Raw genomic sequence first — 10,356 nt, forward strand, 5'->3', positions numbered from 1 at the left:
ACGTTTCTGGAGCGCTTAACGTATGGAACGGCCCCGCCGGCGCCGGAAAAATGCAGCGGACGCCAAATTAATGGCGCGGCCCCTACCCCGCCTCAAACAAGATCTCGACGCCGCAGTCGGACCCGGCCTCGCCGAGGCTGCGGGCGAGCTCGGACATGATCAGCCGCGCCTCATCGGCGATGGTGAAGGGCGGATTGACGATCAGGAGATCCGTCCGCGTGAGGGCGCCGTCGCGTTCCTGCGGCCGGATCTGCAATTCAAGCCGCAGCGCCGCTTTGGCGCCCGCGGCGGCAAGACCCTGCGCGAGGCTCCGGGTGAAACCGGCGACCGCGGCGCGGTCCTTCACCGGGCGCCAAAGCATATAAATTCCGGTCGGCCATTTGCGCACCGCCGCGGGCAGCGCCTCGCCAAGGCGGGCGAATTCACCGGCGTCTTCAAAGGGCGGATCGATCAGCACGAGGCCGCGCCGCTCGGCCGGCGGAATATAGGCCCTGAGACCAGAGTAGCCGTCGATTTCGATCGCTTTTGCGTGGCGATAGCCGTGGAGATTTTCGGCGAGGCGTTGAAACGCGTCGGGGTGAAGCTCGCAGGCGATCAACCGGTCCTGCGGCCGCAGCAGCGCCGCGCCGATCAGGGGCGAGCCCGGATAAAGCGGCGGGTCCGCGGCGAGATAGGGCGCGACGCCGTCGAGATAGGGCTGGATCAGCTCCCGCGCCGGCCCGGCAACGCCGCTCTGCATCAGCCGTAGGACGCCGCCGCGCCACTCGCCGGTTTTTTCGGCCCTTGCGCCGCCAAGATCATAAAGGCCGGCGCCGGCGTGGCTATCGATAAAGCGAAATCCCGCCTCCTTCCGTCTGAGATAGGAAAGGACGCGGACGAGAAAAATATGCTTGAGCACGTCGGCGAAATTGCCGGCATGGAATTCATGCGCGTAGTTCAAAACTCACAGCGCCGGCGGGACGGCGATCTGGCCGATCGGACAGTGACGGCGGCTGATCTCCGGGCAGGCATGGAAATCGCGCAGATCCTTGGAGAGGCAGAGCCTGACCTCTTGCAGTGCGCTCTGCTGGCAGGACACCCCGATCATACCCGGCCGCAGGCGCGGATTGGCGGCGATGAAGGCGCGCTCGATGTCGATCGAAGTTGAAGTTTGCGTCAGCGCCGGATTGGCGAAGGGCGGCGGAATGACGATCGCCTCGCGGGCGCGGCGCACGTCCGCGAAATAATCGGTCGGGCTGCGGCCGGAGCAGACCCCATGCTTGCGCCATTCGTAGCGGGCGAGGCTTTCGCTCGGGTAGACTCCGGCGGCGTTCTGAAGCGCGATACGCGAGGGAAAGGACGCGCCGAGGGGACAATTTTGCGGATAGCCCCGCTCATATTGCGGCCAAAGCCCATGCACGAGAAAGCCAAGGCCGGCGCCCGGCGCGCATTGTCTGCCGGCGCGCTCAGCCGCGGCCGTGCGGCAGAAGCCGGGCGACCAGGACAGAGCGAGCACGTAGAAATCGAAATCGCCTGGCGCATTGGCGCTGCGCCGGTAGGCTGGAGCGGCAGCGGCCGGCGTGAAAGGCGCGGTCGCCGGCGCATCGGCTTGCGGCGGCGTTGCCGACGGCTCGGGGCCGGCGCATTCGTCGAGCACGCAGTCCTCCGCGCCGGCGACGGCGGGGGTGGGCGGCGTAGAAGGCGCGGGAGCCGGCGCAGCGGCGGAAGGCTCCGCCGGGAGGCCTTGCGGGAGGCGTTCATTGACGCATTCGTCGAGCGCGCAGTTTTCGGTTCCGGCAATGGCTGCGTCAGACGCAAATGCGGGCGCGCCAGCGAGGGCGGCGACGAGACAGGCAGCCAGGGCGCGCGCGCCGAGTCGGAAGCCGGCCATAGAGCTACGGCCGCGCCATCTTGCAGTTCGGCGCATTGGCGTTGAAGCGATCAAGGCCGCTGACGCACCATTCGACGCCGAAGCCAAAGCCAATCGGGCCAAGGCTCTGCGAGATCGAATAAGAGAGCAGCCGCACTTTTGAGTCGCTCATTGCGATGCGCGCCTCACAATAGCGGCGCGGAATATAGTCGAGGCCGTTTGAACGAAAGCCGGTTTCCTGCACGACCTCGAAGGCGACGATGTCGAGGCCGGTGCGCCAATATTGCTGCTCGCGCTCGCGAAACGTGGTCCTGATCTCGCCGAGCGGCTCCGGGTCGGCGCAGGCAGGCAGATTGCTGTTGAACGGCTCATATCGATATTCGGACGGCACCAGCGGACGCGCCGACGCGGCCGGGCCGCCGCCGATCGCTGCGGCAGCCAAGGCGAGCGCCGCAGCAAGACCTGATGTTCTATTCGCCATAGGCGCTCCGCCATTTGCTCGGCCGGGCGGCAAACCTCCGCCGCCCCCCGAAAGAGCGGCGACGATGCGGCGCGAAGGTCAAGCCGTCAAGAGCGCGCGGCGGCAGGGGGCTCGTTTTACGCCCCCTGTTGCAGGCCTGCGCCAGCGGCGAAATCTCAGCCGCGATTATAAATGTCCTCGATGCGGATGATGTCGTCCTCGCCGAGATAGGAGCCCGTCTGGACCTCGATCAATTCGAGGTCGATCCGCCCCGGATTGGTCATGCGGTGGGTGCAGCCGATGGGCAGATAGATCGATTCATTCTCGTGGACAAAGATCACTTCGCTGTCGCGCGTGACCTCCGCCGTGCCCCGGACGACGATCCAATGCTCGGCGCGGTGGAAATGCTTTTGCAGCGAGAGCCGCTGGCCCGGCTTCACGACGATGCGCTTGACCTGATAGCGCGCGCCATTGTCGACCGACTGATAATAGCCCCAGGGCCGGTAGGAGCGCTTGTGCTGCAGCGCCTCTGGCCGGCCTTCCGCTTTCAGCCGATCGACGAGCTGCTTGACCTGATCGCCATACGCCTTGTTGAGCACGAGCACGGCGTCCTGCGTCGTGACGACGATGACATTGTCGACGCCGACGACCGTCGTCAGGAAATCATCCGAGCGGATATGCACGTTGGAGGCGTTCATCACGACGCCATTGCCGCGCGTCGAATTGCCGAATTCATCGCGGTCCGACAGATCCCAGACGGCCGCCCAATTGCCGACGTCGGACCAGCCGATGTCGGCCGGAACCACCGCCGCCTTGTCGGTCCGCTCCATGACGGCATAGTCGATCGAGATCTTCGGCGCGGCGCTGAACGCCTCCTTGTCGAGGACGAGGAAATTCAGATCCTGCTTCGCGCCGGCGACGGCCGCGGCCGCGGCCTCCGCGATGGCGGGAGCGAATTTCTGCAATTCGGCCTGCATGACGTCGGCGCGGAAGAAGAAATTGCCGGAATTCCAGAGGTAATTCTCGGCGATATATTTTTCCGCCGTGGCGGCGTCGGGCTTTTCGACAAAGCCCGCCACTTTCAGCACCGCGCCATCGAGGCTCACGGGCTTGCCGGTCTTGATGTAGCCATAGCCCGTCGCGGGCGCGGTCGGCTTGATGCCGAGGGTCACGATATAGCCGAGCGCGGCGGCCTCGGCCGCCTGCTTGCAGAGTTCGACGAAGCCCTTTGTGTCCTGAACGACATGGTCGGCGGCGAGCAGGGCGACGACCGTTTCGGGGCCAAGCTGCGCGGCGAGTTCGGCGGCGACCGCGACGGCCGGGGCCGAATCGCGCCGCACCGGCTCAAGGACGATGCGGGCTTCCCGCTTGATCTCGGCCAGTTGCTCGGACACGAGAAAACGGTAATCGTGGTTCGAGATGACGATCGGGTTTTCGAACACCGGGTCCTTCAGGATCTCGGCGGCCATCTGGAAGGTTGAGCGTGTTCCGATCAGGGAGATGAATTGCTTCGGCAGGCTTTCGCGGGATTCCGGCCAGACCCGCGTGCCGGAGCCGCCGCACATGATAACCGGAAGGATTTTCGGCATTCTTATTCCCCGCAGGCAAATCGGTTGGTTGGGCCAGTCCCGGAAAATTTTGCGCGATCTAGCATAGCCGCCCGGTTTACGCGAGCGCGCCAGAGGAGGGACGGTTCTGCGCCGTCCTCAATCCGTCAAAAGGCCAACGCAGCCAACCGGGCCGCCTCAAGCTGAGCGGAGCGCGGGCCAAGTTATAAAGGACAATGATAAAAATGTCGCCTCCCCCGCCTTTTGCGCCCGCCGGCGCCGCCTTGCGCGGCGCCCCGCCGCAGCTTCGGTAGACCGCCTTGGCCGAAAAACCGATCCCGGACCGCCCTGACTTCCGGCTGGAGCGCAAGCTGCTGCGCCGCGACGTCTGGCCCGTCGCCGGCGTCGACGAGGCGGGCCGCGGCCCGCTCGCCGGGCCGGTCGCCGCCGCCGCCGTGATCCTTGATCCCGACAATCTGCCGCGCGGGCTGAATGATTCGAAGCAGTTGACGCGCGAGGAGCGCGAAAAACTCTATGAATCGATCATGAAGCGCGCGCTCGCGGTCGCGCTCGGATTTTCAAGCGTCAAGGAGATTGACGCCATCAATATCCGTCAGGCGACGTTCCGCGCCATGCGCCGCGCCCTGGGGGCGCTCGCCGCCTCGCCGCGCTATGTGCTGATCGACGGCAACGACCTCGCTCCGGACCTTTGCTGCGAGGGCGAGACGATCGTCAAGGGCGACGCCTCGATCCTTTCAATCGCCGCCGCCTCGATCGTCGCCAAGGTCACGCGCGATCGACTGATGCGCCGGCTCTGCGCCGTCCATCCGGTCTATGGCTTCAGCCAGCATGTCGGCTACGGCACGCCGGCGCATCTTCAGGCGATCGAGGCGCACGGCCCCTGCCCGTTTCACCGGATGAGCTTTCGGCCGTTCCGGGCGGATTGAAACTCCCGGCCGGTTGAAACTCGTCCAAAATCGGGACAGCTCCGCTTGGACCCCGCAACGCGCCCTTTACCGCTCGGACGGTAAAGAATGTGCGTCAGTTGCGTATCGGTTTTTAATCATGCGTCCAGCATCCGCCGGGGCCGCGCGCGCAGCGCACGCCCGATCTCAGCTTAAGGTATTGCGTCCTGAGACCGGAGCGTTTCCCGCGCCTCTCCCGGCGGATCGCTCTCCCACGCTTCCGCTCAATGAAATTCTGATCGGCGACTGCCTCGAGCAGCTGGCGCGCCTGCCCGACGCCAGCGTCGACGCCGTCTTCGCCGACCCGCCCTATAATCTTCAACTCGAATCGACGCTGTCGCGGCCGGACCAGAGCCTCGTCGACGCCGTCGACGATGATTGGGACAAGTTCGACAGCTTTTCCCACTATGATTCGTTCAGCAGGGCCTGGCTCAAGGCCGTCCGCCGCGTCATGAAGCCGGAGGCGACACTGTTCGTGATCGGCTCCTATCACAACATCTTCCGGGTCGGCTCGACGCTGCAGGACGAGGGCTTCTGGATCTTGAACGACATCGTCTGGCGCAAGGCCAATCCGATGCCGAATTTTCGCGGGCGGCGTTTCACCAACGCCCATGAAACCCTGATCTGGGCCGCGAAGGATTCCGCCGCCAAGAACTACCGCTTCAATTATGAGCTTCTGAAAGCCGGCAATGAGGATTGTCAGCTGCGCTCCGACTGGCTTTTCCCGATCTGCACGGGCGCCGAACGGCTGAAAGGTTCGGACGGGCGCAAGACGCATCCGACGCAAAAGCCGGAAGCTTTGCTGGCCCGCATCCTGATCGCCGCGACCAACCCCGGCGATGTTGTGCTCGACCCGTTCTTCGGCTCCGGCACGACGGGCGCCGCCGCGAAACGGCTCGGGCGTCATTTTGTCGGCATCGAGCGTGATAAAACCTACGCCGCCGCCGCGCGGGCGCGCATCGACGCCGTCGAGCCGCTGCCCGAAGCGGCGATCGCGTTGACGCCGAGCAAACGCACCGAGCCGCGCGTCGCCTTTTCGGCGATCGTCGAGGCCGGGCTGATCGCGCCCGGCGACAGCCTCGTCGACGACAAGCAGCGCCATCGCGCGACCGTCAGGGCCGACGGCGCCATCACCCTTGGTCCGGTCGTCGGCTCGATCCACAAGATCGGGGCGCTGGCGCAGGGCTTGCCCGCCTGCAACGGCTGGACCTATTGGCATTTTGCACAAGACGGCAAATTGCAGCCAATCGACGCGCTCCGCACGGTGGCGCGCGGAAGGCTGCGCGAGGCCGAAGCCTGACTGGAATTTACCAGCTCAGACCTTCTTCAGCGTGTAGCGCACCGACTGCAGGCGGATAAATCCGTCGCGGAAAATGAAGGTGTCGACCCCGTCGTCGGCGTAATTTTCCTTCGATTTCGCCGTCCATTCCAGAAACAGCGCATCGCCTTCAAAGAGGACAGTCGGCAAAGCCCAGTCGGCCTGCGGCAAGTCCGCCAGCAGCGCCACGAAAGCCTCGCGAACGCCCGCTTTGCCGCGCTTCACGCCTGCCGGCGTCAGGATTACGGCGTCTTCGGCATAATCATAGACGATGCCGTCGAGGTCACCGGCGACGAGCGTCTCGGCATGGTGCTGGAAAATTTCTTGCGGCGTACGGGTCATCAAGTAGCGCTCCCATGAGAATGGCGCCGTTGTGCCGCGAACGCCGCCGCAGCGCAAGCTGGCCCGCCGCCCTCAATCCAGCTCGACGACAAGGCCGAGCTTGTCAAACTCCGCCTCGATCGCCTGCGCGATCGCCTGCAGCTCCTCGATGGTGACCTCCGCGCTCTCGTGCGGCGCGTCCCACGCGACGATCTGATCGAGATCGACAACGAAATCGGCCGGCTCCTCGGCGTCGGGAAGCTGCGCCGACGGCAGGATGGTCAGGCGCCTGTCCGCCCAGGCGACCCGGATCGCGCCTTCCGTCAGAGTGATCTGCGGTCCCGACCCGCGCCGCTTGCTTTTCGTCACGCATCTCCCCCAAATTCCCGTCGCCGCGCCGCGCCGACCAGTTTGCGCATCAGGCTCGGCAGCGCCTCATTCTCAAGATCGCCCGCCGCCCAGCGGCAGCCCTCGGGCGCCGGCATGTCCGCCCCAGCCTCCCCCACATAGACCGAAAGCTGCAAGGCAAAATGCGTGAAACTATGCTCGACGGGGCGCGCCAGGCGGCGATAATTGGCCGCGACCGGCGCATGGCGCGGCGCGGCGGCCTCGTCGAAATCCTCGCTCCAGGGCGAGCCGGGGATCTCGGTCATGCCGCCGAGCAACCCTTTCGGCGGGCGCGTTCGCACCAGGACCGCGCCGTCAGGGCGCGCCACAAAAAAGGCCGCGCCGCGCCGGAGCGGCCGATCCCGTTTCGCGGCCTTCACGGGAAAACGCGCCGGATCGCCGGCCCTGAACGCCGCGCAGGCGCCGTTCAGGGGGCAAAGCGCGCAGGCGGGGTTTTTCGGCGTGCAGATCGTCGCGCCTAGATCCATCATCGCCTGCGCATAATCGCCGGGACGCTCGGCAGGCGTCAGCGCCTCGGCTTTCGCGTAGATCAGGCGTTTTCCCGCCGGCGGGGGCGCCTCGATCGCATGGAGCCGCGAGAGGACGCGCTCGACATTGCCGTCGACGACGACAGCCTTGCGGCCGAATGCGATCGCGGCCACCGCCGCCGCGGTATAAGGGCCAAGACCCGGCAGAGCGCGCAGGGCCGCCTCCTTGTCAGGAAATTGTCCGCCAAATTGCGCGGACACGGTTTTGGCGCAGGCGTGCAAATTGCGCGCCCGCGAATAATAGCCGAGCCCGGCCCATTGCCGCATCACCTCCTCGGCTGGCGCCCGCGCCAGCGCGTCGACGTTGGGCCAATGCGCCAGAAATGCCGAAAAATAGGATTTTACCGCCGCGACCGTCGTCTGCTGCAGCATGATTTCCGAGAGCCAGACGGCGTAAGGATCAGCCGTCGCCCCAGGAGGCGCGCGCCAGGGTAGAACGCGGCGATGGCGGTCGTACCAGGCAAGAACTGCGTCTGGGATTGCGGCGTCACACATGCGCCTCGTTTAACCGGTCTCATTTGCTTGGCAAAGCGAGCCTGGGTCGACTCGAACACGGAACCCCGGGCGTCGGCGTCCGACATAGCGCCGCGCGATTGGCGTTTTGACGCTGCAAGGCCCGTCCGAAAACCTTCAAACAGAGGCGCAGCAAAAAACGCGTCCGGAGGAGCATCGATGAACCAGCAATCCGCGCGGAGCGCCCGGCCCGTCCCGGCAGGGCGCGAGGGCGCGATCCCCTATCTCACCGTGCGCAGCGGCTCCAGCGCCATCGAATTCTACAAACGGGCCTTCGGGGCGCAGGAGACGCTGCGCATCGAGCATGAAGGTCGCGTCGGCCACGCCGAACTCGAGATCGGCCCAGCGAAAATCATGCTGTCGGACGAATTTCCCGATCATGAGGCGTTATCGCCCCAGACGATCGGCGGCACGCCGGTGCTCATGCATCTTTATGTCGAGGACGTCGACGCCTTCACCCGCCGCGCCGGGCAAGAGGGGTTGAAAACGCTGCGGCCGGTGGCCGATCAGTTTTATGGCGATCGCGGCGGCAAATTCGAAGATCCGTTCGGGCATCGCTGGTGGATCGCCAGTCACATCGAGGATCTCTCGACCGAGGAAATTCGCCGCCGCGCCGCCGCTCTCCACGGCGAGGCGCCCGCGCAGGGCTGAACGTCGGCCGCCTTGCGGCCAGCCCGAAACGCGTTACAAAGCGTCATGCGCGCAAAGCGTTCCAAGGATCCCTGGTCGCGGCCGATCGCCGACCTCGTCGGGCCGATCATCGACCCCGCGCTGGCGCGACGCGGCTTCGGCAAATCCGACGTCATCCTCTATTGGGAGGAGATCGTCGGCGCGCGAATCGCCGCCATGTCGCAGCCGATCAAGCTGCAATGGCCGCCGCGCGGCCGCGCCGCCGCAACGCCAGCGACGCTCATCGTGCGCGTCGAAACGGGCTTTGCGCTCGAGCTTCAGCATCTTGCCGGAATTGTCGTCGAACGCGTCAACGCCCATCTTGGCTGGCGCTGCGTCTACCGGCTGCTGTTGAAACAGGGTCCGCTAGAGCCGCGCCCGGGCCCAAGGCGCCGCAGCGAGCCGCCGACTCCCGAAATTGTGAAGGCCGCGGCCGCCGCGACCGGCGATATCGCCGATGAAGCGCTCCGCGACGCCTTGACGCGCCTTGGCGCCTGTGTGCTAACCCGCTCCCAGCGCGAGGACGGCGGCTGACCGCCATCGTTCCGCCGCGCGGACATGCGTTTTGCCGCCATGTTTTTTCTGGCGCGGGTTTTTTCTGGCGATGAAGCGGTCCGCGGGCCACACTGCATCGTCGGCCTTCGCTAACTTCGCCACTCCTACCTGCCGGATGGAATCGAAATCCATGACGACTGTGACCAAAGCTCCGGCCTTTCCGAGCCGGCGATTCCTGTTCCAGCTCGCGCGCGCGGCGCTCGTTTTCGCGAGCGTCGCCGCCACGGGCGCGGCCCCGGCGCTGGCCCAGGGCGCGGCCGTGCCGCCCGATCAGCTGATGGCGCCAGGCGCGCTGCCGGATCTGGCGCTGGGATCAGCCGACGCGCCGATCACCATCGTCGAATACGCCTCTATGACGTGCTCGCATTGCGCCGCATTTCACACGACGACCTTCCCGGTGCTGAAAAGCAAATATATCGATACGGGCAAGGTGCGCTTCATCCTGCGCGAATTTCCGCTCGACCCTCTGGCGACGGCCGGCTTCATGCTCGCCCGCTGCGCCGGCGACGACAAGCGCAACGCCATCGTCGATCTTCTGTTTGCGCAGCAGAAGAACTGGGCCTTTACCGAAAAGCCGGTCGAGGCGCTGGCGGGACTCCTTAAACAGGCCGGCGTCGGACAGGAAGCGTTCGAGGCCTGCCTGAAGAATCAGGAGCTTTACAACAACGTCAACAAGGTGCGCGACAACGCCTCGGCGAAATTCAACGTGACCGCGACGCCGACCTTCTTCATCAATGGCAAGAAGGAAAGCGGCGAGATCTCGCCGGAGACGCTGGACAAATTGCTGGAGCCGCTGCTGAAGGGGTGAGAGCTACATTCTCCAAAATCTCTCATGTTGAGGAGGGCTCCGAGAGCCCGTCTCGAACCACGAGAGCGTCAACAGCCCGCGTGACACATCCTTCGAGACGCCATTTCTCGCGAAATGGCTCCTCAGGATGCGGAGAATCGGATTTCCAAACGGCCTTGCAGGCCCTCCAATGCAAGTTGGGCGCGCTGTGCGAGGAGCGGGCCTTCGCCGTGCTAGCGGCGGCCGAATTCCTTAAGGCATAACGCCTGACGCCCTGATGAAGGGCCCAAGCCTCGAACGCGCCGTCCTCGACGGGTGGGAAGAAAGACAATCCGGACAGCCGTGGGTTCCGGCCGGCAACGGACCCGCCAGCGGCCAATGGGCCCGAAAGCTTTACGGACGGCGACCTACACGCGCCCCCCCCCCCCCCAAAGGGC

The 10,356-nt window shown here is 65.5% G+C and carries 12 protein-coding genes; 5 read left to right on the forward strand and 7 right to left on the reverse strand.

Annotated features, from left to right (window positions below; all coding sequences use genetic code 11):
- Positions 1-82: 82 nt before the first annotated feature.
- The 4 genes from CR492_RS17895 to CR492_RS17910 all read right to left on the reverse strand — a co-directional run bounded on the left by CR492_RS17895 (position 83) and on the right by CR492_RS17910 (position 3,898).
- Entirely contained in the window at positions 83-940 is an 858-nt protein-coding gene (locus CR492_RS17895) for a 23S rRNA (adenine(2030)-N(6))-methyltransferase RlmJ (protein WP_102845093.1), read from the reverse strand.
- A gap of 3 nt (positions 941-943) precedes the next feature.
- The gene (locus CR492_RS17900; RefSeq protein WP_102845094.1) at positions 944-1,870 is read right to left on the reverse strand and encodes a ribonuclease T2 family protein; all 927 of its coding nucleotides are present in this window, start codon (positions 1,868-1,870) and stop codon (positions 944-946) included.
- A 4-nt stretch (positions 1,871-1,874) separates the two neighbouring features.
- Positions 1,875-2,330 (reverse strand): hypothetical protein, encoded by a 456-nt coding sequence (locus CR492_RS17905; protein ID WP_102845095.1) that lies wholly within the window; start codon positions 2,328-2,330, stop codon positions 1,875-1,877.
- 155 nt (positions 2,331-2,485) lie between these two features.
- Positions 2,486-3,898, reverse strand: a complete 1,413-nt coding sequence (locus CR492_RS17910) for a mannose-1-phosphate guanylyltransferase/mannose-6-phosphate isomerase (RefSeq protein ID WP_102845096.1) — start codon at positions 3,896-3,898, stop codon at positions 2,486-2,488.
- 278 nt (positions 3,899-4,176) lie between these two features.
- On the opposite strand from CR492_RS17910, the gene CR492_RS17915 reads away from it, so the two are divergent.
- Complete coding sequence (locus CR492_RS17915; protein WP_102845097.1) at positions 4,177-4,803, forward strand: ribonuclease HII; 627 nt, start codon at positions 4,177-4,179, stop codon at positions 4,801-4,803.
- A 118-nt stretch (positions 4,804-4,921) separates the two neighbouring features.
- Positions 4,922-6,121: a site-specific DNA-methyltransferase gene (locus CR492_RS17920; protein WP_432431222.1), complete on the forward strand. Its 1,200-nt coding sequence runs from the start codon at positions 4,922-4,924 to the stop codon at positions 6,119-6,121.
- A gap of 15 nt (positions 6,122-6,136) precedes the next feature.
- Here CR492_RS17920 and CR492_RS17925 read toward each other — a convergent pair whose 3' ends face one another.
- The 3 genes from CR492_RS17925 to mutY all read right to left on the reverse strand — a co-directional run bounded on the left by CR492_RS17925 (position 6,137) and on the right by mutY (position 7,890).
- The gene (locus CR492_RS17925) at positions 6,137-6,481 is read right to left on the reverse strand and encodes a nuclear transport factor 2 family protein (protein ID WP_102845099.1); all 345 of its coding nucleotides are present in this window, start codon (positions 6,479-6,481) and stop codon (positions 6,137-6,139) included.
- Positions 6,482-6,553: 72 nt separating this feature from the next.
- Positions 6,554-6,829 carry an Imm74 family immunity protein gene (locus CR492_RS17930; protein WP_102845100.1) on the reverse strand — a complete coding sequence of 92 codons (276 nt, stop codon included), beginning with the start codon at positions 6,827-6,829 and terminating at the stop codon, positions 6,554-6,556.
- A complete protein-coding gene (mutY, locus tag CR492_RS17935; RefSeq protein WP_102845101.1) occupies positions 6,826-7,890 on the reverse strand; it encodes an A/G-specific adenine glycosylase in 1,065 nt (354 codons plus the stop codon). The genes CR492_RS17930 and mutY overlap by 4 nt, the downstream gene beginning before the upstream one ends.
- A 177-nt stretch (positions 7,891-8,067) precedes the next feature.
- On the opposite strand from mutY, the gene CR492_RS17940 reads away from it, so the two are divergent.
- From CR492_RS17940 to CR492_RS17950, 3 genes are all read left to right on the forward strand, one after another.
- Positions 8,068-8,559 (forward strand): VOC family protein, encoded by a 492-nt coding sequence (locus CR492_RS17940; RefSeq protein ID WP_102845102.1) that lies wholly within the window; start codon positions 8,068-8,070, stop codon positions 8,557-8,559.
- A 45-nt stretch (positions 8,560-8,604) separates the two neighbouring features.
- Positions 8,605-9,111 carry a DUF721 domain-containing protein gene (locus CR492_RS17945; RefSeq protein WP_102845103.1) on the forward strand — a complete coding sequence of 169 codons (507 nt, stop codon included), beginning with the start codon at positions 8,605-8,607 and terminating at the stop codon, positions 9,109-9,111.
- Between the two features lie 151 nt (positions 9,112-9,262).
- The gene (locus CR492_RS17950; protein ID WP_102845109.1) at positions 9,263-9,940 is read left to right on the forward strand and encodes a DsbA family protein; all 678 of its coding nucleotides are present in this window, start codon (positions 9,263-9,265) and stop codon (positions 9,938-9,940) included.
- The last annotated feature ends 416 nt before the right edge of the window (positions 9,941-10,356 follow it).

Source organism: Methylocella silvestris (assembly GCF_002891535.1).
Taxonomy (GTDB): Bacteria; Pseudomonadota; Alphaproteobacteria; order Rhizobiales; family Beijerinckiaceae; genus Methylocapsa; species Methylocapsa silvestris_A.

What these genes read in the sequence shown, in the direction of transcription:
- CR492_RS17900 (WP_102845094.1), bottom strand. Translation starts at nt 1,870, where the DNA reads ATGGCCGGCTTCCGACTCGGCGCGCGCGCCCTGGCTGCCTGTCTCGTC.
- CR492_RS17905 (WP_102845095.1), bottom strand. Translation starts at nt 2,330, where the DNA reads ATGGCGAATAGAACATCAGGTCTTGCTGCGGCGCTCGCCTTGGCTGCC.
- CR492_RS17910 (WP_102845096.1), bottom strand. Translation starts at nt 3,898, where the DNA reads ATGCCGAAAATCCTTCCGGTTATCATGTGCGGCGGCTCCGGCACGCGG.
- CR492_RS17920 (WP_432431222.1), top strand. Translation starts at nt 4,922, where the DNA reads ATGCGTCCAGCATCCGCCGGGGCCGCGCGCGCAGCGCACGCCCGATCT.
- CR492_RS17925 (WP_102845099.1), bottom strand. Translation starts at nt 6,481, where the DNA reads ATGACCCGTACGCCGCAAGAAATTTTCCAGCACCATGCCGAGACGCTC.
- mutY (WP_102845101.1), bottom strand. Translation starts at nt 7,890, where the DNA reads ATGTGTGACGCCGCAATCCCAGACGCAGTTCTTGCCTGGTACGACCGC.
- CR492_RS17940 (WP_102845102.1), top strand. Translation starts at nt 8,068, where the DNA reads ATGAACCAGCAATCCGCGCGGAGCGCCCGGCCCGTCCCGGCAGGGCGC.
- CR492_RS17945 (WP_102845103.1), top strand. Translation starts at nt 8,605, where the DNA reads ATGCGCGCAAAGCGTTCCAAGGATCCCTGGTCGCGGCCGATCGCCGAC.
- CR492_RS17950 (WP_102845109.1), top strand. Translation starts at nt 9,263, where the DNA reads ATGACGACTGTGACCAAAGCTCCGGCCTTTCCGAGCCGGCGATTCCTG.